Consider the following 24,336-nt stretch of genomic DNA (forward strand, 5'->3'; position numbering starts at 1 on the left):
GTCATCAGTACATACCGCCATTCACACCGATGATCTGACCGGTGATGTAGCTGGCCGCGTCCGAAGCCAAGAAGGCCACCAGTGCAGCCACCTCCTCAGGCCGCCCCGCGCGACCGGCTGGCACCAGGGCCTGGATTCGCTCGGGCGTGAAGACCGATTCGGCCATGGCCGTCTCGATGATGCCGGGAGCCACGGCGTTGACGGTTATGCCGCGCGACGCCAATTCCAGCGCCAGCGCTTTGGTGGCACCGTGCAATGCGGCTTTCGCAGCAGCATAGTTGGCTTGGCCACGATTGCCAGCCTGAGCCGCGACCGAACTGATGTTGACGATACGGCCCCACCGCGTTCGCATCATCGGCAGCAACAGGGGTTGAGTCACGCGATAGAAGCCGTGCAGGTTGGTGTCAATCACTGCATGCCAAGTTGCTGCATCCATCCCGGCCATGGGTGCGTCCCGATGCACACCGGCATTGTTGACCAGGACTTGCACCGGCCCTTCCTCCAGGATCTGCGCGGTGGCGCAAGCAACGGCTTGGGCGTCGGCCAAGTCGAAGGCCAGTGCGCGCGCATGGCCGCCGGCGGCCTTGATCTCCTCGACCAGGGCCTGAGCGCGGTCCAGCCCGCGGTGGGCATGCACCAACACATGTAAACCCTGGGCAGCCAGCGCGCGGCAGATGGCTGCCCCCAGTCCACCACTGCCCCCGGTCACCAAGGCTCGGCGGCTCATAGGGCCTCCAAGCCATGGAACGCCACGATCAGACGGCCGCAGGCGATGGCCTGGTCGGCGGCGCTTACCTCGAAGGCGTAAAGGCAGCCGGAGATCTCACGACTGAGCAACTCGGCTTGCACTCGCAAGGGGCCTGCATCCTGTGGGATGTCGGCACGCAAAAGGTCGACCTGGGACAGCTTGGCAAGCACCCCGGCGCGATGACGTGCCTGCGAATCGAGCAAGGCGCAGTGCACGGCCGTGGCTTGAGCGGCGTACTCTGGGGCGATCACGCTGGCAACGCGGCCGCCGCGCGCCAGGGGATGGTGGGCGGTGGGGGCAGCGGCGCGGCACACGATGTGTTGACGGTCCCAATGCAGCACGCCGTCGAGAAGGCACATGGCGCCTGCATGGGGCACACGGCGTTCGATGTCGATGCGATCGAGCGTCATGGGGCAAGAGTCAGGGACAGCGAAAGATGCAGCCCGCCCAATGGCAGCGTGAGCGTGGCCCCGGGCGGCGCGGCCAAAAGACCGAGCGCGGCCAGCGCCCTTGCGCTGCTGTAACGGGCCCACGCCGAGGGCATCCAGGCCGGGCGCCAAGGCGGTGCGGGCCTGTCGGCGGCCTCGGCCACAACCAGTTCACCGCGGCCGATTTTGGGTGCCTGTGGTGAGGTGTTGGCGGCACTGAGGATCCAGGCCGTGCCCATCGGGTCCTTCAGGGGCAGCAATTCGTCCATCGGCGCCGTCACCGCCGGGTCATACGCGACCAGCAGCACCGGCTCACGATGGCACAAAGACTCCGTCAGCGCACACAGCAAGCCGCTGGCAAAGCTGGCCTCCCCCAGGCTCACGACGGTTGCCGACTGGTGGTTGCGATGGGCGATGGAGAAGTAGCCCGATGGCGCGTTGTGCACCGAGTTCGGGAACAACAGCGGTGAGACTTGACGCGAGGTGGCCAGGCTTTCGAGCATTTGCTGGCAGATCTCGCCAGTGCCTTCATCCGTCGCAAAGACCGAGCGCAGCGTGCCCGCATCAAAGCATGTGTGGGCCAGTGCTTGTTCCACGCAAGCCAACACCAGGCGCACGGCGCGGCTGGCGCGACGACGCTCGTTGGGCGGCAGCTTGACTGGGGCGGGAAGGCTCAGGGCTTGTTCGGTCGGCGCCAGCAGCTCGCTCTGGCGTGCCGCATCGACAAGCGTTTGCAGCGAAGACAGGCCGGGGGCCACAACCCCAGCGGCGTGAAGTGAAAAAGGTAGGCAGCTCACATCAATTGCGCAGACCAAGAATGAGCGTGCAATTGCTGCCGCCAAACCCGAAATTATTGCTCATCGCATATCGCAGCTTCGTGTGGCGAGCAGTTGCGACCAGTTCCAGTGACAGATCAGGGTCGGGTTGCTCGATGTTGGCGCACGGCGGCAGCACTTGACGGCGTAGCGCTTCGGCGGTGATGAGCGCTTCGACGATCCCGCAGGCACCCAAGGTATGACCGGTGACGCCTTTGGTGGAGGACACGGGAACACCGCGCGGGCCGAACACCGACACCAGCGCGGCAGCCTCCGAGCGGTCATTGGCGGGAGTGGCCGTTCCATGCGCGTTGACGTACCCGATATCTTCTGGACACAGTCCAGCGGCCTGGAGCGCGGCGCGCATGGCCAATGCCGCCCCGAGACCTTCGGGATGCGGCGTCGATAGGTGGTGGGCGTCGCTGGATTCGCCGCCAGCCACGAAGTACACCGTGCCGTGGCGCTGCTCTTCATCGGGCTGAAGCAGCGCAAAGCCTGCCGCTTCACCTATCGAAATGCCATCGCGAGTTGCATCGAAGGGGCGACATGCACGTGACGAGAGCAGCTGTAGAGAATCAAATCCGTGCAAGGTCGAAAGACACAGGCTGTCGGCCCCACCGACGATGGCAGCATCGATGAGGCCGGCGTCGATCCAGCGCTGGGCGGTGAGGAACACTTTTGCGCTCGAAGAGCAGGCCGTGGATATGGTCGCCATCGGGCCGGCAATCCCCAGCACGGTGGCTGTGAATCGGGCCAGCGCATCGCCAGTGTGGTGGTGACGCAGATCGAATCCTTCGGGCCAGCGGCCGCTGGCGTGGCGCTGCGCATAGGCAATCTCGGTGCTGCGAATGCCCGATGTGCTGGTGCCCACCACCAGGCCCACGCGCAAAGCGCCATAGCGGCTTACGGCTGCACGCACGGCCCGAATGAAGGCAGTGTCTTGCAAGGCCAGCCACACCAAACGGTGGTTGCGGCAGTCCCAGGCGGCCAGGGGCTCGGGCAGGCCGATGCGGTCCACTTCGGGTACGGCACCCAGCCAGGCATCGAGCGAGCACCAGTCAAGCGGCTTGTACCGCAGTCCACTGCGACCGTGAACGACGGCCTCCCACAGCGCTTCGAGGTTCAGGCCCGAAGGGTGAACGACCGTGGTGGCAGTCAAACAAAGCACAATCGGTTCCTCGAATGGGTGTTGTCTTAAGCGCACTGGCATTCGATGAGCGTGTGGTAGCCGCCCACCGCGTCGTGCAGCGAGGTCACGTGCAATCCTGCACGTTCGATCAGGCGCAAAAACACCTCCGAGTCGTACATCTGGCTGTTACCGTTGGCCACGCAAGCAAAGTACAGCGAGGTTTGTTGCAGGCTCATCGCGGCGGCCTCGAAGCGCTGCCGGTCCCAAAACAGCTCCAAGATCCAAAGTCGGCCACCCGGCGGCAAGGCGCGGCGCACCTTGTTCAAGATGGCGACGATCTCCTCGTCGGCGAAGCAGTCGAGGAACTGGCTCATCCAGATCAGATCGTACCCGCGAGGCAGCTCTGCAGTGGCGTCGAGCAGGTTGGTCGGGTGCAATGCGGCGCGCTCCGCCACCCCGGCTTCGGCCAGGCAGGCGTAGGCCCGATCCAGTTGGGGCGGCAGGTCCACCAGGCCCATTTTCAGCTGTGGCAGACGCGTCAGGCACATCCGGGCCCATTTGCCGGTGTTGCACCCCACGTCGAGCATGCGTGCCGGTGGCTGATGAGCCAGGAAGCGCTCGTACACCACCGGAAAGGCCAGATCGGAATAATAGTGATCGAAGACATGCCAGCTTCGTTGCGCTGGCTGGGGCATGTTCGCAAGCCCTTCGTACAGCGTCGACCAAGGCCCCAGGGTGTGCAGGCCTGCAGGCCGGCCTTCGGTGAGCGAGGCCTCGAGATGAGCAGCGGCCTGGTAACAGACATCGCGCGTGAAGTCGAAATTCACGCGGGTCATCTCGTCTTCGAGAAGGAAGCGTCCGAGCTTGCCCAGGTGGTAGCGGCCGTCGCGGCGCCATACGATATGCAGACCGAGCCCCGCCTCGAGCAGCACCCGTACCGCGTAGGTCGACATGCCGGTGGCCTTGGCCACCTCCTCCAGGCTGCAGCCTTGCCCGGCGGGCGCCTCGGCCAGCGCGCCCAACACGCCGCGGTCGCGCATCACGGCCGTGGCCTGGAAGGCCAGCGGGGCAAATGCGAGCCATTGGGCTGCGCTGACGGCCTCCAAGGCCGTGAGAGGGTCTTTGTCGAACATGGGGCGACGGTCCTAATGCTGGATGCGAGTAATGGTGCGCTCGCCGGAACGCTCTTGCACGATGATCACCGACAGGCGTCCTTCGGCGCCTTGCAGCTCTAGGTAGTCGAGAATGCGAGCCACCTCAGGGCGACGCGGGCGCAGGCGTGCGGTCCACAGCGAGGCCTTGCCCTGCAGGTCGATGCGAAAGTCGCTTTGCAGCGCGTCCAAATCGCCGGCCACGGCCAAGCGCAAGGCGCTGGCCATCGCGGCCAAGGCCGGCGCCTCGTCGTAGCGCACGCTGCGAGCAGGCTGACCGTCCGAGCCCACCCACTCTATGCGATCGCTCAGCAAACGCCAGGTTTCCTTGCGCGGATCGGTGACCCGTTTTTCCAGTGCCCGCCCATTGGCGTGCAAAGTGCCGCGCGTGGTGAGCGGTGCCATCAGCCAAGGTGACTCGCGCACTTCCTCGAAGGGCAGCGCCTGCGCGGGTTGTGCTTGCAGCAGACGTTGCAAGTCGGGCACGGACCAAGCCCAAGCAGGCGGGGCGAGCCAGCCCACAAGCAGCATCCACAGCGCGGTGCGCAAGAGCATCATGAGGCGTCTGACGGCGCAGTCCAATAGGGATAGAAATTGAACCAGTTCAGCGGATAGCGTCTGGCATATTGCTCCAAACGCTGGGCATAGCGATCCAGCAAGGGCTGTAGCGCCTCACCGCGTGCCGAGCGTGCCGCAGGCGGGCCGAACTCGGCAAATTCGATCCGGTAGCGCCGGCCGCCTTCATACAGGCCGAAGCACATCAGCACCGGCGCTTGGGCCCGCGCGGCCAACACATGCGGTGCGATAGGCAGCCAGGCTGAACGGCCAAGGAATGAAACACGGCGGTGTGCCGAGCCGTCCACCCGATCGGCCAACACAACGACCATTCGTCCTTGCAGCAGTGCGTCGTGTGCCCGGAGAAAACTATCGGCTTGTCCCAAAGGGATGAGGTCGAAGGCGCTGTCATCAATGCCGGCGATGCGGCGCAGGCGCGAGTGGGGGTCCATGCGCATCATCGCGCTCACAGGGCGGCCGTCCAAGGCCTGATGGGCCAACATCATCAGGTCGAAGCTGCCCAGATGAGAGCCCAGCAACACGCAACCACGACCCTGAGCGAGTGCGGCTTCGACCAGGGACAAACCTTCGATCGTCACTTCAAACCGATCGAACTCACCGGCGGCCATGTAGACTCGGTCGAGCAATGTGCAGGCAAAACTGTACAGGTGTGCAAATACATCGCCCCAGCGGGCCGGGCGCCCCCGAACGGCGGACAAGAATTCGAACGATGCGCGCCGAGCGGGGGCATCGGTGATGACGAAGTACAGCACGATGGGGTACAGCAGCGCCCGACAAAACGCGCGCCCCGTCGTGCGTGCCAACCACACGATGAGCCGGATCAGCCATTCACTGCCGCGCTCTTTGCGCTCGGTCCAAGCCTTCATTCCAGCACCAACGAGCCTTGCGCCAGCGTGATGGCGTCGCCTGCGCGCGAGCCTGTCACACGAAAGCTCACGCGGTCCAGCCGTATTTGAGCCTGCAACCACGCTTGCTCTTCGGGACCCAGGGCATGGACGAACTTGAGCTGCTCGATGCGCTTCACGCGCCGCCCGCTGGCCGATTCGACGTGCGTGCGCACTTCGTCGAGCAGCAGCACGCCTGGAACGATGGGCTGTGCGGGGAAGTGGCCGGGCAGTGCGGGGTGGTTGGCCGGTATGCTCAGGCGCGCTTCGATCGTCATGTTGCTTTCCGTTGAGCGGACCATTGAGCGTACAGTGCATCCAGTTTGGTGCGGTCGATCTTGCCCGGTCCGATGCGTGGCAGCGCATCGACGTGGATGAAAGCACGCGGCAAGAAGGCGGGATCTAGACGCTCGCGCAGCCAGGCCAGGGCGGCGGAGCGGTCGACAGGGGCGCCCGCATGAAACACCACCAGGCGCTCGACCCGATCGCCGCAGCTGGGCAGGTAGAACACGCCTTCGTCCAGTCCCGGCAGATCCTGCAGTAGCAAATTGAGCGACGCCAACGAAGCACGCCGCCCCGCGATTTTGATCAGGTCGGCTTGGCGGCCCAGCAGCCGAAAGCTCTTGTCGCCCAGAGGTTCGATGCAATCGGCGAGGAACTGGGGCGAGCTGAAATGCAAACCGACGGCCTCGGAGCCTTGGGACGAGGGGGACAGCGTCACCCCGGGCAGGGTGCGCCACAGTGGCTCTCGGGCGGTGCGACGCAAAGCCAAGGCGCCGGTTTCGGTGGAGCCGTAGATCTCCAGCACCGGGGCCTGGATCAGGGCTTCGGCCTGGGCCGCGATGCCTGGAGCCAAGGGCATGGTGGAGGCCAGGGCCAAGCCACAGTGTGGCAGCGAGACCCCCGAGCGCACCAGCGCGTGCAGATGCAGCGGTGTGGTGATCCACCCCCATTGCCCTTCATGGATGCACAGGCGCTCGAAAGCGCACTGCACATCGGCCGGCAGCAGTGGGCGATCGTCCAGGCAGGCAAGCCCGTGTACCAGGGGCAGCATCACGGAGACTTCCAGGCCGAACATGTGCTGGGGCGGCACACTGCAAACCAGCCCTTTCAATGAGGGCAGGCCACCGGTCAACTCGGCATTCAGGCGTTGCCCAAGTACCGTGGCTCCTTGCGCCAGTTGCGCCAGCGTCTTGGCATGGGCCTGAGGTCGGCCGGTGCTGCCGGAGGTGTACAAGCGCACTTCAAGCTTGTCCAGACCGATAAGCAAGGAACGGTCGAGCGAGCCTTGCTTGACGGGGCGAATGAGCAAACAGCGCGCTCGTTCGGCCCAACTCGACTCGAGCCGCTGCGGCGTGTCGATCAGGACGATGGGCGATGAACACTCCCCCAGCAGCCTTGCCATGTCGGCCGGGCCGCTCGAGGGTGGCAAGACTTGCAGGCACCCTTGCCGCAGCGCTGCCAGCCAGCCCACCAGAAAGCCCAAGCGCCCTTCACACAGGTTGCAGATGGTGCTGCCGCTGGGGAGTTCGGCGGCGAGATCCAGCGCGGCAGCATGGATCTCGCCCCAGGTCCAGACGTCCTGGTGTCGAACCACGGCGGCTTGATGGCGCCAGCAGGCCCCGTTGGCCAACGGCAAGGAAGTCAAGGGCAGCATGCGGGCTCAAGCAGGCTGCCGCCGCCAGACCCGCCAGGTGTCGCGCAGTTGCTGGATGAGCCCTGGGAAGCGGACACCGGGGAACCATAGCGGGCGAAGCAGGCGTTCGCCCACGAACAGCACGAGCGTGCCGGCCCACACCAAGCCACTGGCAAGACCCAGCGGGAGCTGCCACCATGCCAGACACACCGCGGCCCCCACGAACCACGCACACCACACTGCTGTCAAACCGTGGGTGTAACGGCGTAAGGCGATGGGCATGGCCGGTAGACTCACCCGGGCGATGCGTTCAATCAAGGGCGTCTGTCCAGGCGCCAAGGTGCGGCCGAACAACACCGCCAAGGCCAAGACAAACGCTACAGGCAACCAGCGCACAGCGCCCGCAAGATCGACCGGGACCAAGGAGGGTGCCCCATCAACCATCAAGCCTGGCCCGCCCTGACCGCATTGATGTGGTGAGCAAGGCTTTGCAGAGAGGCAAAGATGGTCTGGTTGGCCGGGTCTCCGGCCTTGAGTTTGACGCCATATCGCTGCTGGATCACCAGCGAGATCTCGAGCATGTCCAGCGAGTCCAACCCAAGACCCTCGCCAAACAGCGCAGCGGAAAGGTCCATCTGCTGGGGATCGACATCTTCCAGGTTCAGGGTTTCCACCACGAGAGCGGCCAGATCCCGGGCGGACACGGCTGTGTCGCTGGTGATCAGTGTGCTCATGACGCGCTCAGTTGGGCGTTGATGCTACGCGTGAGGTTTTGGATCCAGCCGTTGTAGTTCTTGTGGATCTGACCGTCTTTGGCGTCCAGATTCACGCTGGAGCGGTACTTGATGCTGTAGGTCTTGCTGTTGTAGGGGATGTCGACGACCGCGGTATGCGAACGCAGGTAGAGCGTGCCGACCAGCTTGTTCGGCCCCTCGTCACGCATTTGCCAGCCCAGGGACGAACCTGCACGCAGGATCGCGGCACGCACTTCCTGCGGGCTGAGGGTCTTGCCAGAAGCAGTCGAAACTGGGGCTTCCTCGATGTTCAAAATGGGAACCGAACTGCAACCGGACAACACCGCTGCCAAAACAGCCACGGTCACTGCGCTGCGAATACGCATGAACTCTCCTCGCCGAAAAATTGTTGAACGAGGCATCGGTGTGGGCAGGCAATGCACCACCACGATGCCGTCACAATTTTATACAGGCAGGCTGGTCGCCCGGGCTCGTCGCCTTGGCGCCATTGCGGAACGGTGCACGCTATTTCTGAGCTCACACCCGAAAGGGTGTGACGAAGGCGCCACAGTCCTTCGTGCGACGCCTGGGCGCGAAAGACTCACAGGCCGGTGCCACACGGCTTTCGGCCGTGACTTTCCACCGGCGCCGGGCGCGCATTTCGTGCAGCATGCACGGCATGGCGCCGGGCGGTGCGCCACAATGTGAGCCCGCGCTTCGTTCCGGCGATGAGCACCCCTGCGATCCCCACCAAGACCGCCCTCGGCCACGAGGAGTTGCGTCACCGCGTCCACCGGCTCAGCCAGCGCCATCGCACGGTGTTGCTGCTGGTCGACGGGGTGCGGCCGCTTGCCGAGGTGCTGGGCATGGCACAGAAGGCGGGTGCCAGCACGCAGCACTTCGAGGAGCTGCTGCGCCTGGGCTTGGTGGAGCTGCCGGTCCCGCCCGCGCCGCCGCCGGCGGTGCAGGAGCCCGCCGGCGTGCTGAGGTCGGTGAGCGTGCCGGCGCTGGCCCCGGCCCCGCAGGCCGCGCCCGCTGCCGAGGCCGCCACGCCGCAACCCCAGGGGCCGCTGGCCCGGGCCCTGGCCGAGGCGGCCCAGCCCGCACCCGAGGCCCACCCGGCCCAGCCGCCGTCGGCCGCCAAGGCCCCCGCGCCGGCACGCCGCCGCACGCCGGCCCCTGCGGCCCGACCGTCGCGCCGGGGGGCTGCGCCGCCGCCGCCCCCGCTCACGCTGGACGTGCCGCTCGAACTGCCGGTGCTCACTGTGATCGAGGAGGCGCCCGGTGGTGGGCCCACGCCGTCGGAGACCGCGGTGCACGAGCAGGTGCTGGCGCTGCTGCGCACGGTGGTGCACCGCGAGCCGCCCCCCTTCACCTCGCGTGTGCCGGCGCGACTGGCACGCTGCGAGAGCCTGCGCGAGCTGGGCGACCTGGTGCTCGAGATCGAACGCTATCTGGTGCACTCGCGCCGCGAGCGCAACCTGCACGAGGTGATGCCCTTGCTGCGCGAAGCGCGCGAGCTGCTGGGCCTGGGCAACACGCGGGTGGTGGGGCCCGGGGGCGAGGAGCTGGGCTGAGGCGTGCCCACCTCCATCCCGCGCCGCCCGGATGCAAGGATGCACGGCATGATCGACCTCATCTTCTGGCTGTTGCCCGCACTGCCCTGGGTGGTGTTGTGGGTCATCGTGCGCCACGGGCCCATCCCCAACCGCTGGTGGCGTGGCGAGAACGTGCCGGGCTTTGCCCTGTTTGTCGGCAGCGTCGGCTTTCTGATCGGATTCGTCGGGCCGATGATCGTCGCGCCGCATGCCAACCAGGGGCCGCTGCTGGGCATCATCTACACGGGTCCGATCGGTTTCATCGTCGGACTGGCCTGGGGCCTGTGGCGCGCGATGCGGCGGCGCGACTGACGTTCAGGCCCGCAGCCGCCAGCCCGTGCGGAAGATCCAGGCCACGATGCCCAGGCACACGAGCAGGAAGCCCGCGATGGCCAGCAGGCTCACGCCCACGGCCACGTCGGCCACGCCGTAGAAGCTCCAGCGGAAGCCGCTGATCAGGTAGACCACCGGGTTGAACAGGCTCACCGTTTGCCACACCGGCGGCAGCATGCTGATCGAATAGAAGCTGCCGCCCAGGAAGGCCAGCGGCGTGATGATGAGCAGCGGCACGATCTGCAGCTTCTCGAAGCCGTCGGCCCACAGGCCGAGGATGAAGCCGAACAGGCTGAAGGTGATCGAAGTCAGCACCAGGAAGGCCAGCATCCACAGCGGATGCGCGATGGAGAAGTCCACGAAGAGCCGCGCCGTGGCCAGGATGATGAGCCCCAGCACGATGGACTTGGTCGCCGCCGCGCCCACGTAGCCGATCACCACTTCCAGCGCCGAGACCGGCGCGGACAGCAGCTCGTAGATCGTGCCGGTGAACTTGGGCATGTAGATGCCGAAGGAGCCGTTGGACAGGCTTTGCGTCAGGATGGCCAGCATGATCAGGCCGGGCACCAGAAAAGCGCCATAGCTCACACCGTCGATGGACACCATGCGCGAGCCGATGGCCGCCCCGAAGACGACGAAGTACAGCGAGGTGGAGATCACCGGCGAGGCGACGCTCTGCCCCAGGGTGCGCAATGCGCGGGCCATCTCGAAGCGATAGATGGCGTGGATGGCATACCAGTTCATCGGGCTTGCCTCACGAGGTTGACGAAGATCTCCTCCAGCGAGCTCTGCTCGGTGTGGAGGTCCTTGAAGGCGATGCCCTGCTCGTCCAGCCGCTTGAGCAGCCCGGCGATGCCCGAGTGCTCTGCCTGCGCATCGAAGGTGTAGATGAGCTCGTGGCCGTTGCTGCCCAGCTCCAGCGCGTAGCCGTTCATCCCGCTTGGCACGGCGGCCAGGGGCTGCTGAAGCTGTAGCGTGAGCCGCTTCTTGCCGAGCTGGCGCATCAGCGTGAACTTGTCCTGCACGAGGATGAGCTCGCCGCGGTGGATCACGCCGATGCGGTCGGCCATCTCCTCGGCTTCCTCGATGTAGTGGGTGGTCAGGATGATGGTCACGCCCTGCTCGCGCAGGCGCCGCACCAGCGCCCACATGTCGCGGCGCAGCTCCACGTCCACGCCGGCGGTGGGCTCGTCGAGGAAGAGGATGCCGGGCTCATGGCTCAGCGCCTTGGCGATCATCACGCGGCGCTTCATGCCGCCCGACAGCGTGCGGATCCTGGCGTCGCGCTTGTCCCACAGCGACAGGTCCTTCAGGATGCGTTCGATCAGCGCCGGGTTCGCCGGCTTGCCGAACAGGCCACGGCTGAAAGTCACCGTGGCCCACACCGTCTCGAAGGCATCGGTGGATAGCTCCTGCGGCACCAGGCCGATGAGGCTGCGCACGGCACGGTAGTCGCGCGCCAGCTCGTAGCCATCGATCAGGGCGCGCCCTCCGCTGGGCGTGACGATGCCGCACAGGATGCTGATCAGCGTGGTCTTGCCCGCCCCATTGGGGCCGAGCAACGCGAAGATCTCGCCGCGGCGGATCTCCAGATCGAGCGCCTTGAGGGCCACGTGGCCGCTGGCGTAGGTCTTGTGAAGCCCCTGGACTTCGATGATGGGGGAGGTCAATGTCCGCTCCTCGAGCCCGCCTGATGATGAAGAGGTGAAGGATAGTTCCAGACGCAAGCTGCCGTCACGACCACTGGCGATCATTCCTGACACCGCGGTGGTCGGGGTTCAGCGTTGCATCACCCACCGTGCAAACACCTGCACCGCCTGCGAGGCTGGCTGCGACTCCGGCAGCGCCAGGTAGTAGGCCCGATCGCTTTCGCAGGGGCTGGTGGCGGGCTCGATCAGGCGGCCGGCGGCCAGCTCGGCTTCGGCCGCGAAGTCCGGCACCAGCGCCACGCCCAGGCCCAGCAGCGCCGCCTGCACCGACATCGAGAACAGCTCGTAGCGCGGCCCCTGCAGGCTGCGGTCGGTGTCCACGCCGGCCGCGGCGAACCAGCGGCGCCAGGCGTGGGGCCGCGTGGTCTGCTGCAACAGCGGCAGGCCGGCGAGCTGCGCCGGGCTGATGCGCTTGCATGGGGCGATGAGGGCCGGCGCACACACGGCGATCAGCCGCTCGGGCATCAGCAGGCGCGTTTCGCAGCCCGGCCAGTGGCCGTCGCCGGCGTACAGCGCCAAGTCCAGCCCCGAATCGTCGAACAGGAAGGGCCGCACCCGCGTGTGCAGGTTGAGCTGAATGTGTGGATGCTCGCGCTGGAAGGCCGGGATGCGTGGCAGCAGCCAGTGCGTGGCAAAGGTGGGCACCACGGCCAGCTCGATCACCCCGCCCTGGCCCCGGCTGGACATCAGCTCCAGCGTGTCGCGCTCCAGCGCGGCCAGGCGCTCGGCCACACGGCGCCCGTAGGCCAGGCCGGCGGCCGTGAGCTTCACGCCGCGGCGCGTGCGGCGGAACAGCTCCACCCCCAGGCTGGACTCCAGCGCGGCGATCTGGCGGCACACCGCGCTTTGCGTCATGTGGAGTTCGTCGGCCGCACGTGTGAAGCTTTCGTGGCGGGCCGCGGCCTCGAAGGCAGACAAGGCAGCTGTACTGGGAATTCGGCGGCGCATGGGGCTTGTCCTGCTGCAGCGCTGGGCACTTCGGAGTGAGTTTTTTGCACAAGTGGATGCGCAATTGTCGGTTGAAACCCCCTGCCCCGGCGCTTAGCATCGAGGCATCCTTTTCCATCGACACCGGAGACCGCGCCATGGGCCAGACCAAAGCCAGCTTCCACTGGGACGACCCCCTGCTGCTCGACCAGCAGCTCACCGGCGAGGAGCGTGCGGTGCGCGACGCGGCCGCGGCCTATTGCCAGGAACGCCTGGCCCCGCGGGTGCTCGAAGCCTTCCGCCACGAAAAGACCGACCCGGCCATCTTCCGCGAGATGGGCGAGCTGGGTCTGCTGGGCCCCACCATCCCCGAGCCATACGGCGGTGCCGGCCTCAACTACGTCAGCTACGGCCTCATCGCGCGCGAGGTCGAGCGGGTCGATTCCGGCTACCGCTCGATGATGAGCGTGCAGTCCTCGCTGGTGATGGTGCCCATCTACGAGTTCGGCAACGAAGCCTCGCGCCAGAAATACTTGCCCAAGCTGGCCAGCGGCGAGTGGATCGGCTGCTTCGGCCTGACCGAGCCCAACCACGGCTCCGACCCCGGCAGCATGGTCACGCGTGCCAAGAAGGTCGAGGGCGGCTACCGTCTCACCGGCAGCAAGATGTGGATCACCAACAGCCCGATTGCCGACGTCTTCGTGGTGTGGGCCAAGGACGATGAAGGCGCCATCCGCGGCTTCATTCTCGAAAAGGGCTGGAAGGGCCTCTCGGCGCCCGCCATCCACGGCAAGGTCGGCCTGCGTGCGTCCATCACTGGCGAGATCGTGATGGACGATGTCTTCTGCCCCGAGGAAAACGCCTTCCCCGAGGTGCGCGGCCTCAAGGGCCCCTTTACCTGCCTGAACAGCGCACGCTACGGCATCGCCTGGGGCGCTTTGGGCGCAGCCGAGTTCTGCTGGCACACCGCGCGCCAGTACGTGCTGGATCGCAAGCAGTTCGGCAAGCCGCTCGCGGCCAACCAGCTCGTGCAGAAGAAGCTTGCCGACATGCAGACCGAGATCACCCTGGGCCTGCAGGGCTGCCTGCGCCTGGGCCGCATGAAGGACGAGGGCACCGCTGCGGTGGAAATCACCTCCATCATGAAGCGCAATTCCTGCGGTAAGGCCCTGGAGATTGCCCGCATGGCGCGCGACATGCTGGGCGGCAACGGCATCAGTGACGAGTTCGGCGTGGCCCGCCACCTCGTGAACCTGGAGGTGGTGAACACCTACGAGGGCACGCACGACATCCACGCCCTCATCCTGGGCCGCGCCCAGACTGGCATCGCCGCGTTCTGATGGACACGCCCACCCCACCGCGCCCGCTGGCGGGCGTGAAGGTGCTTGACCTGTCGCGCGTGCTGGCCGGCCCCTGGGCGGGCCAGTTGCTGGCCGACTACGGCGCCGACGTGATCAAGGTCGAGCGCCCCGGCAGCGGCGACGACACGCGCGGCTGGGGCCCGCCCTGGTGGGGCGAGGGCGAGGCCCGCACGGCGGCCTATTACCTGTGCGCCAACCGCGGCAAACGCTCGGTGGCGCTGGACATCGCCAGCCCCGAAGGCCAGGCGATGGTCAAGAGCCTCGCGCGCGAGGCCGACGTGCTCATCGAGAACTACCGCGTCGGCCAGCTCGCCAAGTACGGGCTCGACTGCGCGAGCCTGCAGCGGCTCAACCCCGGCCTCGTCTATTGCTCCATCACCGGCTATGGCCAAACAGGCCCCGATGCCCAGCGCGCCGGCTACGACTTCGCCATCCAGGCCCAGGGAGGCCTGATGAGCATCACCGGCGAAAAGGGCGCCGAGCCGCAGAAGGTGGGCGTGGCCGTGGTCGACTTGATGACGGGCGTGTACGCCACCACCGCCATCCTGGCCGCCTTGCACGAGCGCCAGCGCACCGGCCGCGGACGCCACATCGACGCTGCCCTGCTCGACGTGCAGGTGGCCATGCTGGCCAACCAGGCCTTGAACTACCTCGTGAGCGGCACGCCGCCCACGCGCATGGGCAATGCGCACCCCAACATCGTGCCCTACCAGGTGTTCGCCACCGCAGACGGCCACCTCGTGCTGGCCGTGGGCAACGACGCCCAGTTCGCCCGCGCCTGCGAGGTGATGGGTTGCGCCGCCCTGGCCCAGGACGCGCGCTACACCACCAACGCCGGCCGCGTGAAGCACCGCGGCGAGCTGGTGCCCGAACTGCAGCGCGCGCTGCTGGCCCGAACCACGAGGGCCTGGGTCGAGGCTTTCGACGCCGCCGGCGTGCCCTGCTCACCCATCCTCGACATCGCCCAGGTCTTCGACGACCCGCAGGTGCGAGCCCGCGGCCTGCGCGCCCCCGAGGCCCCGGGCCAACCCCCCGGCGTGCTCACGCCGATGCGCTTCGATGGCCAGCGTCCGATGGCCCCCTGCCCGCCGCCGCTGCTGGATGCCGATGGCGAAGCGGTGCGTGCAGCTGCCCAGGCGGGGCGTTGGCCCGAAACGCCCTAACATCACGCCCTCGCGGTTCGGCGACGGTCGGCCGCACGGACAGGAGCAGCACATGGGCGAAGCCAAACGCCGCAAGCAACAGGGTCAACAGGCCGGCGAACGACTGCGCCAGCGCATCGCCGCGGGCGAGTTCGGCGCGCCCGGTCGCATCGAGCGCCTGTGCCTGGTGATCGACCGCAGCCCGGCCGGGCGCGACCTGATCGCCTTGCTGCGCACTCTGCCCGAGTTCACCCTGCTGCAGGCCGCGCTGGCGGGCGAGGAGATGCAGCTGTGGGACAGTGTGGCCCTCTTCGAGTTTGCCGGCATCACCCTGAAAGACGGCCAGGCCCGCGCCTGGCTGGCCACCGACGAGGACAAGCTGCTGAACGAGGCCCTGCCGCGCGAATTGCGGGGGGGCGTGGGCCTGCTGACGGGCCTGGAGCCTGTCCTGCAGGACCGGGTCGCCTCCATCGCCAAGGCGACGAAGGCGCCATAAAGTAGGAATTTTCACTACAATGTGTGACATGGAAAAGGCCATCACGTCAGCGCAAGCCAATCGCCAGTTCTCGTTCCTGCTACGAGGCGTGCGGGAAGGGCATCGCTACGTCGTCACCAGCCATGGCAAGCCGGTGGCGCGCCTGATGCCTGTCGAGACCGATGATCCCGTGGCTGCAAAGGCCCGAGAGGCCCTGTTGCAGCGTCTGGCCGGACAGGCAATCGTTCAGGCTGGGCGCTGGACGCGCGACGAGCTCTACGAAGACCGGTGAGAGTCGCGCTCGACACCAATCTGCTGGTCTATGCCGAAGGCGTCAACGACGCGGCCCGGCGCGATGCCGTCCTGGCTTTGCTGGGGCGGCTGCCATCCGGCAGCATCGTGCTGCCGGTCCAGGCGCTGGGGGAGTTGTTTGTGGTGCTCACGCGCAAGGCGGGCCGCTCGCGTGAGCAGGCCCGGGCGGCGCTGTTGAGCTGGCGCGATGCCTATCCACTCGTCGACACCTCGCCGGAAGTCATGCTGGCAGCGGCCGATCTGGCTACAGACCATCAACTGGGTTGGTGGGATGCCGTCATCCTGGCGGCAGCAGCGAAGGCCGGGTGCCGCCTGCTGCTGTCCGAAGACCTGACCGAAGGCTTCACCTGGGGAGGTGTGACGGTGACCAACCCGTTGGCCGCGCAACGCCACGAGCTGCTGGCAGCGCTGATAGAGCACGGAGCCTGAACCCGTCGGGGGCCGCTATCCTCGGCCAAAACGACACCAGGAGACGCCATGCCCCCGGCCCACGAGCCCCACATCCACCGCTACCAGCGCTGGCTCGGCCAGCGCCATGGCCTGCCGTTCGACAGCTACGACGCGCTGTGGCAATGGTCGGTGAGCGACCTGGACGCCTTCTGGCGCTCGATTTGGGACTACTTCGAGCTGCAGTCCCCCACGCCCTTCGAGGGCGTGCTGGTGGAAGACCGGATGCCCGGGGCGGTGTGGTTCCGTGGCGCCCAGCTCAACTACGCGCAGCAGGTGATGCGCCATGCCGACGAGGCCGACGCGGGCGGCCACCCGGCCATCGTCTGGTGCGATGAGGCCGGCCTGGCCCGCGGCGAGCTGCAGCAGATGCGCTGGAGCGAGTTGCGCCGCCAGGTGGCCTCGCTGGCCCACCACTTGAAGCGCCTGGGCGTGCGGCGGGGCGACCGCGTGGCCGCCTACCTGCCCAACACCGCCGCCACCGTGGTGGCCTTCCTGGCCGTGGCCAGCGTGGGGGCGGTGTGGTCGCTGTGCTCGCCCGACATGGGCCCGGTGGCCGTGCTTGACCGCTTCCGCCAGATCGAGCCGGTGGTGCTCATCGCCTGCGACGGCTACCGCCACGGCGGCACCGACCAGCCCCGCCTGCCCCGGGTGGCCGAGCTGCTGGCGCAACTGCCCACGGTGCGCCATGCCGTCTTGCTGAACCACCTCGATGCCCAGGCCGATGCCCAGGCTCTGGCCGCGCCACAGCGCCAGGCCCACGCCTGGGCCGCGCTGGTGGCCGACGAGCTGCCCTTCGAGCCCGAGTGGCTGCCCTTCGACCATCCGCTGTGGATCGTCTATTCCAGCGGCACCACCGGCGTGCCCAAACCCATCGTGCACGGCCATGGCGGCATCGTGCTCGAACACCTCAAGCTCGGCACCCTGCACAACGACATCGGCCCCAGCGTCGAGGGCGGCGACCGCTTCCACTGGTACAGCTCCACCGGCTGGATCATGTGGAACTGCCAGGTCAGCGGCCTGCTCTCGGGCACCACGATCTGCCTCTTCGACGGCAGCCCCGCCGGAGCGCGCGACGCACCCGACTGGACCACGCTGTGGCGCTTCGCCGGCCTGGCCGGCGTCAGTTTCTTCGGTGCCGGCGCGGCCTTCTATGCAAGCTGCCTGAAGGCCGACGTCCAGCCCCAGGCCGTGGCCGACCTGTCGCGCCTGCGCGCCGTGGGCTCCACCGGCTCGCCTCTGTCCGACGAGGCCTATGACTGGATCTGGCGCCGCCTGCCGCAACGGGGTGGCGAACCGATCTGGCTCACGGCCATTGCCGGCGGCACCGACTTCGCCGGCGCCTTCCTGGCCGGCCACCGCGGCCTGCCCGTGACGCGCGGCGAGATGCAGTGCCGCTGCCTGGGTGCCGCGGTGCACGCCTACAGCGAGCCGGATGAAAACGGCCAGGGCCGGCCCCTGACCGACGAGGTGGGCGAACTCGTGTGTGTGCGCCCCATGCCTTCGATGCCGCTTTCTTTCTGGGGCGATGCCGACGGCTCACGCTTGCGCGAGAGCTACTTCGAGATGTACCGCGGCCCGCGGGGCGAGGGCATCTGGCGCCATGGCGACTGGTTGAAAATCACCCCGCGCGGCGGCGCCATCATCTACGGCCGCAGCGACGCCACCATCAACCGCCACGGCATCCGCATGGGCACGGCCGAGCTGTACCGCGTGGTCGAAGCCTTCCCCGAAGTGCTCGACAGCCTGGTGGTCGATCTCGAATACCTGGGCCGCGAAAGCTGGATGCCGCTCTTTGTCGTGCTGCGCGAAGGCCACATGCTCGACGCCGCCCTGGTGGCGCGCCTGAAGGCCGGCATCCGCGAGGCCCTGTCGGCCCGCCACGTGCCCAACGACATCTACCAGGTGAGCGAGATCCCGCGCACGCTCTCGGGCAAGAAGCTCGAACTGCCCATCAAGCGCTTGCTGCTGGGCCATCCGGTGGACAAGGTGCTCAACCGCGACGCCATGGCCAACCCGGGTGCGCTGGACTGGTTCATCGCGCTGGCGCGGCAGCGCGGAGGAAGTCACGTTTCGTCGTGACTCACCCCACCGGCTGCCGCTCGCGCACCACGCGCCGGTGCGTGGCGCGGGCGTGGCGCACCCAGCCGTGGCCCCACCAGCGCGCGGCCATCGCCAGGCCGCGGATCCATTCGTCCAGCGCGTAGGCGATCCACACGCCGGGCAGGCCCCAGCCCAGGTGCACGCCCAAGAACCACGAGCCGCCGGCCAGCACCACCACCATCGAGACGATGCCCGCGGCCACCGGGAAGCGCGCGTCGCCGGTGGCGCGCAGCGCATTGATCACCACCAGGTTGAAGGTGCGCCCCGGCTCCAGCAGCACCGTGAGCCACAGCAGCAGCACGGCCGAGGCGATGATGGCTTCATCCTGCGTGAACAGCCGCAGATACCACGGCGCGCCCACGGCGGCGACGAGCGCGGCGCCCGTGGACACCCCCAGCCCCAGGAGGAGCGACTTGCGCACCAGGGCATGCGCCTCGTGCAGCCGGGCCGAGCCGATCAGGTGGCCCACCAGGATCTCGGCCGCAAAGCCGATGGCCAGGCCGAACAGCAAGATGAAATACATCACCTGCATCGTGTAGCTGTGCACTGCCAGCTCGGTGGCGCCCATGCGCGCCACCACCGCGATGCTCACCATCAGCGCCAGCCGGTAGGCGATGGTCTCGGCCCCGCCGGGCAGGCCGATGTGCAGCACCGGGGCGAGCGGCTTCCAGTGCATCACCCACCAGTCGCGGGCCGTGGGCACGAGCTGGAGCCGCCAGCGCCACAGCACCAGGTGCAGCGCGAGGCCAAAGGCGCGGCTCAGCGCCATCGCCAGCGCAAAGCCCACCAGGCCCAGCCCCGGCAGCGGCCCCACGCCGCCCATCAGCGCAATGCACAGCAGCAGGTGCAGCGTGTGCATGACGAGCATGTTCCACAGCGTGTCGCGCGCATGCAGGTGCGCGCGCATCACCGAGGCCATCGTGGCGTTGTAGGCGTCCAGCACCAGGGCCAGCGCGGCCATGCGCAGGAAGGGCACGGCCAGCGGCATCAGCTCGGCCGGTGTGTTCATCCACTGCAGCAGCCAGGGCGCCCCGGCCAGCAGGGTGCAGCCCGTCAGCAGCCCCAGCCAGGTGCTGGCCGCCAGCGACACCCGCGCCGTCTCGTCGGCCGCGGCCCGGTTGCCCGCCCCGAGGTTCTGCGTGATCACCACGCTCACCCCCATGCTGATGATGCGAAACAGGATGAAGAAGGCTGCCTGCAGGTGGTTGACCATCGCAAACGCGCCCGAGGCCGCGTCCGACACGCGCGAGGCCATCCACAGCCCCGCCAGGCCCACGCTGATGCCCAGCAGCAGCTCGGTGAACAGCGGCCAGGTGATGGCAAACAACGGGGGGCGCGGCGCCGCGGCGCGTGCGCCCGGCTGCGCAAGGACAGCGGTGCTCATGGGGTGGGCAAACGGGAGGGGTGCTTCGCGGTGCAGGCGTGGCGACCTTGGAACCCGGCCGCGCCGGGCGCTAGCGTAGCGCCGTAACCGGCCGGTACCGCGTGAAATTCATGAATCCCTGGCGACTGCGGCGTGGCCGCAACGCGGCAGGTTCACTGCGCCCGCGCCCCCGCAGCCCCGGCCGCATCGCGGCGCGGCGGCGGGTCGGCCAGCGGGATCGAGCCCGGGGTGGCGCCGGCCCACAGGCGGCGCAGGCGGTCGAGTTCCTGGTCGAACAGGTAGTTGATGCGCTGCAACTCGGCCTGCTGATTGGTGATCAGGGTCTTGTGGGCCTCCACGGCCACGTCCACGAACTCCAGCGACTGTTTCAGCTTGGTGGGCAGGGCCTTGCCCTTGTAGAACTCGGTCTCGTCCAACAAAGGCTTGCGCTCGGCCTCGAGTTCGGCGATGCGTCGTTCCGAGTTGCGGATCGAGGCGTACACATCCTCCAGCGCTGCCTCGCGGGCCTTGCGGTGCTCGGCCTCGTTGGGATAGCGCGCCAGCAGCAGGCGGTCGCGGCGGATGGCGTCCTGCTGGGCCATGCGCTCCAGGTTGGCCTTGCGCTCGCGCGCTTCCAGCGCGGCGCGCTCGTCGGCCGTCAGGCTGGGCGGCAGCACGGTGCGGGTCGAGCCGTCCTTGTTGAGCACGCGCTGCTCGCGGTCCAGGCATTCCAGGATGGGGCGGTCCGAGGTGAGCTTGCGGCCCTTGGCATCGGTGCAGGTGTAAATGCCCTGGGCCAGCACCGGCAGGCCTGCCAGCAGCGCGGCGCCGGCGGCACTCGCCATACCCCCAAAGGCCCAGACCCCGTGTTTCATCCTGGTTCAGACTCCGTAGCGATCGCGATAGGCCGCCACACTTGCGAAATGCGTGCCCAATGCCGGATCGGCCGTGGTTTGCAGATACTGCAGCAAGTCCGTGAGGGTGGCAATCGCGCAGACCTCAAGACCAAGCTGGCTGCGCACCCATTGCACCGCCGAATAGGGGGCGTCGGTGCCGTTTTCCGTCGCCTTTTCCTGTCGGTCCAGGGCGATGGCCACGCCGCAGGGGGTGGCACCGGCCGCGCGAATCATCGCGACGGACTCCCGCACCGAGGTGCCGGCCGAGATCACGTCGTCGATGATCAGCACCCGCCCGGCCACCGGCGCGCCCACCAGGATGCCGCCCTCCCCGTGGTCCTTGGCTTCCTTGCGGTTGTAGGCATAGGGCACGTTGCGGCCCAGGCGCGCCAGCTCGATGGCCACCGCCGCAGCCAGCGCGATGCCCTTGTAGGCCGGGCCGAAGAGCATGTCGAAGGCCAGGCCGCTATCGACCAGGCGCTTCGCATAGAACTCGGCCAGCCGGCCCAGCTTGGCGCCGTCGTTGAACAGCCCTGCGTTGAAGAAGTAGGGGCTCATCCGCCCCGCCTTGGTCTTGAACTCGCCAAAGCGCAGCACCCCGGCATCGACCGAGAACTTCACGAAATCGAGGGCGAGGGGGTCGGGGGGGGTCTGCATGTGGGGGCTCGAAGAATGGGCTGGGAATTCTAGGCGGGTCCACGACCACCGCCGTGCCTAGCGCACTCCCACCAGGAAGGCCGCCGGGGGCAGGATCGGGATATCGCGCCAGGGATGGAGTGTGGTCAGGTGAGGATCGCTCGCGATGATCAGCTCGGCCTGGGCTGTCCACGCCAAGGTCAGGAACTTGTTGTCCTGCGGATCCACGCAGTCGGTCACGGACTCGTTCACCTCATAGGTGGTGAGGTGGGGCTGCAGACCGGCCAGGAAATCCAGGCGCCGCTGCCGGGACAGGTAGCGATCGAACTTGTCGCGCATCAGGACGGTCTCGACCTCCTGCCACGTCTCGGCCGAGCAGCAGATGTCGAAGTGCAGCAGGGCCTTTTCAAGGGCCAGCGCCGGCACCGAGCCCGGACGGATCGCTGCCGACACCAGCACCCCGGTATCGACCACGACGGGCCTACCGAAGCTCATGCACCAGGCGGTCGATGTCGGTGTCGCTCAGTTCGGCGGCAGCCCCTCCCGGCCCCAGCGTCTGGCGGTATTGGGCATACCAGCGCGCGGCCTCCTGGCGTCGCACGCCCAGGGCTTGCAGTTCGCGCATGTCGTGTTCGCTCACCACATAAGCCACCGGACGGCCGCGGCGCGTCACCTGCACCGGTTCGCGTTGGGAGCGGTCGAGCAGTTCTCCAAAGCGGTTCTGCGCCTCGGCGGACGTGAAGGTGATCATGGAGGCCCTCCAGCGAATCACGAACTGGCTATTTTAGACAAAACCCGTGATTCACAGGTCGGGCTTGTCTCAGGCCCGTGTCAGCACGGCCGGCTCACCTGGCGTCACCGGCCCCACGTCCCGCCACGGGCTGCGCTTGCCGAAATGGCGCTCGCGCCAGTCCAGCGCCTGCCAGTACCAGCCCACGCGCCGCTCGGCCAGGCCGGGCAGCGACAGCAGGTCGGCCCCGGCCCAGGGCAGGAAGGGATTGCGCCGGCCGTAGCCCCAGATCTCGATGCGCGTGGACGGCTGCAACGAGGGCCCGCGGGCATGGAAGCCGAAGGTGTCGGCCACCACCAGCGTGTTGGCCGGCACGGCCAAGAGCCTGGGCTCGGGCAGGCCCAGCCCGGCCAGCTCCTCCGGCCGGATGCGGAACGAGCCACGGCTGGTGAGCACGTCGCTATCCTGGGCCGCCACCAGGCTTTTGGCACGCTCCCAGGCCAGGCGCTGCGGCGTGAGCCGGTGCGAGCCCGGCACATAGCAGAACGGCCCCGCATCGGCCGCCACGTCGGTCAGGAAGTACCAGGCCTTCACGGTGGGATGGAAGGTGTCGGCGTGCAGGTGGGTCTGAGGGTCGGGCTTGGCCTGCACCACGTGCGACAGGATGGTCTGGATGTAGGCCACCGGCTCCTGATCGAAGCTGCCCACGTAGCGGCTCAGGCCGTGCCACAGCGGCGATCGCAGGAAGTCCCGCAGCGCCGGCTGGGCGCGCAGCAACTCGGCATCCAGCGCGATGCGCCGGGTGATGGTGTCGCCTTGCAGCATCTCGCGCGCCGGGGCGCGGTGGGCCAGCAGGCGGTCGCGCAGGGCGGCAAATGCGTCCGGTGGCAGCACGTCGTGCTTCACAACGAAGCCATCTCGCTCGAAGGCGGCGCGGTCCTGCGCCGACACCAGGCCGGCCAGGCGGCGCCGGCGCATCGCCGCGAGAGCGTGCGCCGCGCGCAACCGGGCCACATGCAACCCCCAGGCATTCAGCCGGGGCGAGCCGATCACCGGGTTGTCGCGGAAGGATTTGGCACCGGTGAGCAAGGCGGCGCACCACAGGGGCGACATCAGCAAGTGTCTGGCGGACGACGGCATGGCCGCATGGTAGCGCCGGCCCCGGAGGATGAGCTGGGCACGGCCACACCCCCAAAAGGGGGAGGGAGCATTTGGGCACATATGGAAGCGCCGATTCTGCGCAGACCTTTTTATACTCAGGGTTTGCCCGTGTCCGGAGGACCGGAGGACACCATCGACTGCGGTGCCTTTGTTGCACCGGCCCCGATTGCGCTGCGTCGCAAGGGGGCGTGCGTTGCGGCGCACAACCGGGCCCCCCCCAGCAGCAGTGCATGAACGACGTTCCACCCCACCCCTCTATTAAACGTAGTCCGTGGCAAGTCCAGCGCTCGGTGTGGTTTGCGCTGTTCCTGCGGGAGCTGAAGACCCGTTTTGGCGGGCGCTGGCTGGGGGTGTTCTGGGTGCTGCTCGAGCCGCTGGCCCACATCCTGATCCTGATGCTGCTCTTCGGCTTCCTCCAGCACCGTGTGGTACCCGGGGTCGATTTCGCGATGTTCTTGCTCGTGGGGCTGGTGCCCTTTTTCATGTTCAAGAGTTTGGCGCTTCGGGGTATGGAAGCGGTCGATTCCAACCGCGGCCTGTTCAGCTATCGCCAAGTCAAGCCCATCGACCCCCTCGTCTCGCGCGCGCTGCTCGAGGTGGCCCTGTACAGCGCGGTCTATCTCATCATGCTGGGCGTGATGGGCTGGATTGGCTTCACCGTGGTGCCGGCCCGCCCGCTGGAGCTCATGGGCATCAGCGCCGTGTTGCTGGTGTTCGGCTTCGGTCTGGGTCTGGTGTTTGCCGTGGCCACCGACGAGCTGCCCAACGCCCGCAGCTTCATCCGCATCAGCTTCATGCCCCTGTACCTGATGTCCGGCATCATCTTCCCGGTCAGTGCGCTGCCGCCGCAGGTGCAGGATTGGTTGCTGTGGAACCCCATCTTGCACGCCATCGAGAGTTCTCGAGCTTGCTTTTTCCCGCAGTATCGCGTGGCCGACGGCATCGATGTGGCTTACGTGGCCGCTTGGGCCATGGGGGTGCTGATGCTGGGACTGAGTTTGTACCGGGTGCGCCGCCATCGGCTGTTGGCGTCGTGAGGCAG

30 protein-coding genes are annotated in these 24,336 nt (G+C 67.6%); 9 read left to right on the plus strand and 21 right to left on the minus strand.

The window, feature by feature from the left end:
* Window positions 1–4: 4 nt before the first annotated feature.
* From fabG to AC1ECW_RS03145, 12 genes are all read right to left on the minus strand, one after another.
* Window positions 5–727, minus strand: a complete 723-nt coding sequence (fabG, locus tag AC1ECW_RS03090) for a 3-oxoacyl-ACP reductase FabG (protein ID WP_481201181.1) — start codon at window positions 725–727, stop codon at window positions 5–7.
* Complete coding sequence (locus AC1ECW_RS03095) at window positions 724–1,158, minus strand: hotdog family protein (RefSeq protein WP_481201182.1); 435 nt, start codon at window positions 1,156–1,158, stop codon at window positions 724–726. Before AC1ECW_RS03095 ends, fabG begins: the two co-directional genes overlap by 4 nt.
* Entirely contained in the window at window positions 1,155–1,934 is a 780-nt protein-coding gene (locus AC1ECW_RS03100; protein ID WP_481201183.1) for a beta-ketoacyl synthase chain length factor, read from the minus strand. Before AC1ECW_RS03100 ends, AC1ECW_RS03095 begins: the two co-directional genes overlap by 4 nt.
* 40 nt (window positions 1,935–1,974) lie before the next feature.
* Complete coding sequence (locus AC1ECW_RS03105) at window positions 1,975–3,201, minus strand: beta-ketoacyl-ACP synthase (RefSeq protein WP_481201184.1); 1,227 nt, start codon at window positions 3,199–3,201, stop codon at window positions 1,975–1,977.
* Window positions 3,186–4,253, minus strand: a complete 1,068-nt coding sequence (locus AC1ECW_RS03110; RefSeq protein WP_481201185.1) for a class I SAM-dependent methyltransferase — start codon at window positions 4,251–4,253, stop codon at window positions 3,186–3,188. The genes AC1ECW_RS03105 and AC1ECW_RS03110 overlap by 16 nt, the downstream gene beginning before the upstream one ends.
* 12 nt (window positions 4,254–4,265) lie before the next feature.
* Window positions 4,266–4,826 (minus strand): LolA-related protein, encoded by a 561-nt coding sequence (locus AC1ECW_RS03115; RefSeq protein ID WP_481201186.1) that lies wholly within the window; start codon window positions 4,824–4,826, stop codon window positions 4,266–4,268.
* Complete coding sequence (locus AC1ECW_RS03120; RefSeq protein ID WP_481201187.1) at window positions 4,826–5,713, minus strand: LpxL/LpxP family acyltransferase; 888 nt, start codon at window positions 5,711–5,713, stop codon at window positions 4,826–4,828. Before AC1ECW_RS03120 ends, AC1ECW_RS03115 begins: the two co-directional genes overlap by 1 nt.
* The gene (locus AC1ECW_RS03125; RefSeq protein ID WP_481201188.1) at window positions 5,710–6,009 is read right to left on the minus strand and encodes an ApeI family dehydratase; all 300 of its coding nucleotides are present in this window, start codon (window positions 6,007–6,009) and stop codon (window positions 5,710–5,712) included. Before AC1ECW_RS03125 ends, AC1ECW_RS03120 begins: the two co-directional genes overlap by 4 nt.
* Window positions 6,006–7,388: an AMP-binding protein gene (locus AC1ECW_RS03130; protein ID WP_481201189.1), complete on the minus strand. Its 1,383-nt coding sequence runs from the start codon at window positions 7,386–7,388 to the stop codon at window positions 6,006–6,008. Before AC1ECW_RS03130 ends, AC1ECW_RS03125 begins: the two co-directional genes overlap by 4 nt.
* Before the next feature lie 6 nt (window positions 7,389–7,394).
* Window positions 7,395–7,649, minus strand: coding sequence for a hypothetical protein (locus tag AC1ECW_RS03135; protein WP_481201190.1), 255 nt, complete (start codon window positions 7,647–7,649; stop codon window positions 7,395–7,397).
* 161 nt (window positions 7,650–7,810) lie between these two features.
* Entirely contained in the window at window positions 7,811–8,101 is a 291-nt protein-coding gene (locus tag AC1ECW_RS03140; RefSeq protein WP_481201191.1) for a phosphopantetheine-binding protein, read from the minus strand.
* Complete coding sequence (locus tag AC1ECW_RS03145) at window positions 8,098–8,487, minus strand: hypothetical protein (protein ID WP_481201192.1); 390 nt, start codon at window positions 8,485–8,487, stop codon at window positions 8,098–8,100. Before AC1ECW_RS03145 ends, AC1ECW_RS03140 begins: the two co-directional genes overlap by 4 nt.
* Window positions 8,488–8,829: 342 nt before the next feature.
* On the opposite strand from AC1ECW_RS03145, the gene AC1ECW_RS03150 reads away from it, so the two are divergent.
* Together AC1ECW_RS03150 and AC1ECW_RS03155 are read left to right on the plus strand one after the other, a co-directional pair.
* Window positions 8,830–9,678: a hypothetical protein gene (locus AC1ECW_RS03150; RefSeq protein ID WP_409702889.1), complete on the plus strand. Its 849-nt coding sequence runs from the start codon at window positions 8,830–8,832 to the stop codon at window positions 9,676–9,678.
* A gap of 48 nt (window positions 9,679–9,726) precedes the next feature.
* Window positions 9,727–10,011, plus strand: coding sequence for a hypothetical protein (locus AC1ECW_RS03155; protein WP_481201193.1), 285 nt, complete (start codon window positions 9,727–9,729; stop codon window positions 10,009–10,011).
* A 3-nt stretch (window positions 10,012–10,014) separates the two neighbouring features.
* Here AC1ECW_RS03155 and AC1ECW_RS03160 read toward each other — a convergent pair whose 3' ends face one another.
* The 3 genes from AC1ECW_RS03160 to AC1ECW_RS03170 all read right to left on the minus strand — a co-directional run bounded on the left by AC1ECW_RS03160 (window position 10,015) and on the right by AC1ECW_RS03170 (window position 12,689).
* Window positions 10,015–10,776 carry an ABC transporter permease gene (locus AC1ECW_RS03160; RefSeq protein WP_409704691.1) on the minus strand — a complete coding sequence of 254 codons (762 nt, stop codon included), beginning with the start codon at window positions 10,774–10,776 and terminating at the stop codon, window positions 10,015–10,017.
* Window positions 10,773–11,702 (minus strand): ABC transporter ATP-binding protein, encoded by a 930-nt coding sequence (locus tag AC1ECW_RS03165; RefSeq protein WP_409704693.1) that lies wholly within the window; start codon window positions 11,700–11,702, stop codon window positions 10,773–10,775. The genes AC1ECW_RS03160 and AC1ECW_RS03165 overlap by 4 nt, the downstream gene beginning before the upstream one ends.
* Window positions 11,703–11,810: 108 nt before the next feature.
* Window positions 11,811–12,689 (minus strand): LysR substrate-binding domain-containing protein, encoded by an 879-nt coding sequence (locus AC1ECW_RS03170; protein ID WP_409704695.1) that lies wholly within the window; start codon window positions 12,687–12,689, stop codon window positions 11,811–11,813.
* A gap of 137 nt (window positions 12,690–12,826) precedes the next feature.
* Here AC1ECW_RS03170 and AC1ECW_RS03175 point away from each other — a divergent pair, with 137 nt between their 5' ends.
* The 6 genes from AC1ECW_RS03175 to AC1ECW_RS03200 are packed head-to-tail and all read left to right on the plus strand — an operon-like array spanning window position 12,827 to window position 18,487.
* Window positions 12,827–14,008 carry an acyl-CoA dehydrogenase gene (locus tag AC1ECW_RS03175; RefSeq protein WP_409704697.1) on the plus strand — a complete coding sequence of 394 codons (1,182 nt, stop codon included), beginning with the start codon at window positions 12,827–12,829 and terminating at the stop codon, window positions 14,006–14,008.
* Entirely contained in the window at window positions 14,008–15,192 is a 1,185-nt protein-coding gene (locus tag AC1ECW_RS03180) for a CaiB/BaiF CoA transferase family protein (protein ID WP_481201194.1), read from the plus strand. Before AC1ECW_RS03175 ends, AC1ECW_RS03180 begins: the two co-directional genes overlap by 1 nt.
* Before the next feature lie 52 nt (window positions 15,193–15,244).
* Window positions 15,245–15,667, plus strand: coding sequence for a hypothetical protein (locus AC1ECW_RS03185; RefSeq protein WP_409704701.1), 423 nt, complete (start codon window positions 15,245–15,247; stop codon window positions 15,665–15,667).
* Between the two features lie 28 nt (window positions 15,668–15,695).
* Complete coding sequence (locus AC1ECW_RS03190) at window positions 15,696–15,938, plus strand: type II toxin-antitoxin system Phd/YefM family antitoxin (RefSeq protein ID WP_409704703.1); 243 nt, start codon at window positions 15,696–15,698, stop codon at window positions 15,936–15,938.
* Window positions 15,935–16,387 (plus strand): PIN domain-containing protein, encoded by a 453-nt coding sequence (locus AC1ECW_RS03195; protein ID WP_409704705.1) that lies wholly within the window; start codon window positions 15,935–15,937, stop codon window positions 16,385–16,387. The genes AC1ECW_RS03190 and AC1ECW_RS03195 overlap by 4 nt, the downstream gene beginning before the upstream one ends.
* Window positions 16,388–16,435: 48 nt before the next feature.
* Complete coding sequence (locus tag AC1ECW_RS03200) at window positions 16,436–18,487, plus strand: acetoacetate--CoA ligase (protein ID WP_409704707.1); 2,052 nt, start codon at window positions 16,436–16,438, stop codon at window positions 18,485–18,487.
* Window position 18,488: 1 nt separating this feature from the next.
* On the opposite strand, the gene AC1ECW_RS03205 is transcribed toward AC1ECW_RS03200, so the two are convergent.
* The 6 genes from AC1ECW_RS03205 to AC1ECW_RS03230 form a co-directional block, all read right to left on the minus strand.
* Window positions 18,489–19,892 carry an MATE family efflux transporter gene (locus tag AC1ECW_RS03205; RefSeq protein ID WP_481201195.1) on the minus strand — a complete coding sequence of 468 codons (1,404 nt, stop codon included), beginning with the start codon at window positions 19,890–19,892 and terminating at the stop codon, window positions 18,489–18,491.
* Between the two features lie 152 nt (window positions 19,893–20,044).
* Window positions 20,045–20,716 (minus strand): DUF4124 domain-containing protein, encoded by a 672-nt coding sequence (locus AC1ECW_RS03210; protein WP_481201196.1) that lies wholly within the window; start codon window positions 20,714–20,716, stop codon window positions 20,045–20,047.
* 36 nt (window positions 20,717–20,752) lie between these two features.
* Entirely contained in the window at window positions 20,753–21,424 is a 672-nt protein-coding gene (gene pyrE / locus AC1ECW_RS03215; protein ID WP_481201197.1) for an orotate phosphoribosyltransferase, read from the minus strand.
* A gap of 57 nt (window positions 21,425–21,481) precedes the next feature.
* Window positions 21,482–21,898, minus strand: a complete 417-nt coding sequence (locus tag AC1ECW_RS03220) for a putative toxin-antitoxin system toxin component, PIN family (protein WP_481201198.1) — start codon at window positions 21,896–21,898, stop codon at window positions 21,482–21,484.
* Complete coding sequence (locus AC1ECW_RS03225; protein WP_409704717.1) at window positions 21,885–22,154, minus strand: type II toxin-antitoxin system Phd/YefM family antitoxin; 270 nt, start codon at window positions 22,152–22,154, stop codon at window positions 21,885–21,887. Before AC1ECW_RS03225 ends, AC1ECW_RS03220 begins: the two co-directional genes overlap by 14 nt.
* 69 nt (window positions 22,155–22,223) lie before the next feature.
* A complete protein-coding gene (locus tag AC1ECW_RS03230) occupies window positions 22,224–23,273 on the minus strand; it encodes a phytanoyl-CoA dioxygenase family protein (RefSeq protein ID WP_481201199.1) in 1,050 nt (349 codons plus the stop codon).
* Between the two features lie 251 nt (window positions 23,274–23,524).
* Here AC1ECW_RS03230 and AC1ECW_RS03235 point away from each other — a divergent pair, with 251 nt between their 5' ends.
* A complete protein-coding gene (locus AC1ECW_RS03235; RefSeq protein ID WP_481201200.1) occupies window positions 23,525–24,331 on the plus strand; it encodes an ABC transporter permease in 807 nt (268 codons plus the stop codon).
* Window positions 24,332–24,336: the final 5 nt, after the last annotated feature.

This window comes from Caldimonas hydrothermalis, from assembly GCF_056746695.1.

Coding starts and splice junctions, on each gene's coding strand:
- fabG (WP_481201181.1), bottom strand. CDS start 727: ATGAGCCGCCGAGCCTTGGTGACCGGGGGCAGTGGTGGACTGGGGGCA.
- AC1ECW_RS03095 (WP_481201182.1), bottom strand. CDS start 1,158: ATGACGCTCGATCGCATCGACATCGAACGCCGTGTGCCCCATGCAGGC.
- AC1ECW_RS03105 (WP_481201184.1), bottom strand. CDS start 3,201: ATGCCAGTGCGCTTAAGACAACACCCATTCGAGGAACCGATTGTGCTT.
- AC1ECW_RS03110 (WP_481201185.1), bottom strand. CDS start 4,253: ATGTTCGACAAAGACCCTCTCACGGCCTTGGAGGCCGTCAGCGCAGCC.
- AC1ECW_RS03115 (WP_481201186.1), bottom strand. CDS start 4,826: ATGCTCTTGCGCACCGCGCTGTGGATGCTGCTTGTGGGCTGGCTCGCC.
- AC1ECW_RS03120 (WP_481201187.1), bottom strand. CDS start 5,713: ATGAAGGCTTGGACCGAGCGCAAAGAGCGCGGCAGTGAATGGCTGATC.
- AC1ECW_RS03125 (WP_481201188.1), bottom strand. CDS start 6,009: ATGACGATCGAAGCGCGCCTGAGCATACCGGCCAACCACCCCGCACTG.
- AC1ECW_RS03130 (WP_481201189.1), bottom strand. CDS start 7,388: ATGCTGCCCTTGACTTCCTTGCCGTTGGCCAACGGGGCCTGCTGGCGC.
- AC1ECW_RS03135 (WP_481201190.1), bottom strand. CDS start 7,649: ATGCCCATCGCCTTACGCCGTTACACCCACGGTTTGACAGCAGTGTGG.
- AC1ECW_RS03140 (WP_481201191.1), bottom strand. CDS start 8,101: ATGAGCACACTGATCACCAGCGACACAGCCGTGTCCGCCCGGGATCTG.
- AC1ECW_RS03145 (WP_481201192.1), bottom strand. CDS start 8,487: ATGCGTATTCGCAGCGCAGTGACCGTGGCTGTTTTGGCAGCGGTGTTG.
- AC1ECW_RS03150 (WP_409702889.1), top strand. CDS start 8,830: ATGAGCACCCCTGCGATCCCCACCAAGACCGCCCTCGGCCACGAGGAG.
- AC1ECW_RS03155 (WP_481201193.1), top strand. CDS start 9,727: ATGATCGACCTCATCTTCTGGCTGTTGCCCGCACTGCCCTGGGTGGTG.
- AC1ECW_RS03160 (WP_409704691.1), bottom strand. CDS start 10,776: ATGAACTGGTATGCCATCCACGCCATCTATCGCTTCGAGATGGCCCGC.
- AC1ECW_RS03170 (WP_409704695.1), bottom strand. CDS start 12,689: ATGCGCCGCCGAATTCCCAGTACAGCTGCCTTGTCTGCCTTCGAGGCC.
- AC1ECW_RS03175 (WP_409704697.1), top strand. CDS start 12,827: ATGGGCCAGACCAAAGCCAGCTTCCACTGGGACGACCCCCTGCTGCTC.
- AC1ECW_RS03180 (WP_481201194.1), top strand. CDS start 14,008: ATGGACACGCCCACCCCACCGCGCCCGCTGGCGGGCGTGAAGGTGCTT.
- AC1ECW_RS03185 (WP_409704701.1), top strand. CDS start 15,245: ATGGGCGAAGCCAAACGCCGCAAGCAACAGGGTCAACAGGCCGGCGAA.
- AC1ECW_RS03190 (WP_409704703.1), top strand. CDS start 15,696: ATGGAAAAGGCCATCACGTCAGCGCAAGCCAATCGCCAGTTCTCGTTC.
- AC1ECW_RS03200 (WP_409704707.1), top strand. CDS start 16,436: ATGCCCCCGGCCCACGAGCCCCACATCCACCGCTACCAGCGCTGGCTC.
- AC1ECW_RS03205 (WP_481201195.1), bottom strand. CDS start 19,892: ATGAGCACCGCTGTCCTTGCGCAGCCGGGCGCACGCGCCGCGGCGCCG.
- AC1ECW_RS03210 (WP_481201196.1), bottom strand. CDS start 20,716: ATGGCGAGTGCCGCCGGCGCCGCGCTGCTGGCAGGCCTGCCGGTGCTG.
- pyrE (WP_481201197.1), bottom strand. CDS start 21,424: ATGCAGACCCCCCCCGACCCCCTCGCCCTCGATTTCGTGAAGTTCTCG.
- AC1ECW_RS03220 (WP_481201198.1), bottom strand. CDS start 21,898: ATGAGCTTCGGTAGGCCCGTCGTGGTCGATACCGGGGTGCTGGTGTCG.
- AC1ECW_RS03225 (WP_409704717.1), bottom strand. CDS start 22,154: ATGATCACCTTCACGTCCGCCGAGGCGCAGAACCGCTTTGGAGAACTG.
- AC1ECW_RS03230 (WP_481201199.1), bottom strand. CDS start 23,273: ATGCCGTCGTCCGCCAGACACTTGCTGATGTCGCCCCTGTGGTGCGCC.
- AC1ECW_RS03235 (WP_481201200.1), top strand. CDS start 23,525: ATGAACGACGTTCCACCCCACCCCTCTATTAAACGTAGTCCGTGGCAA.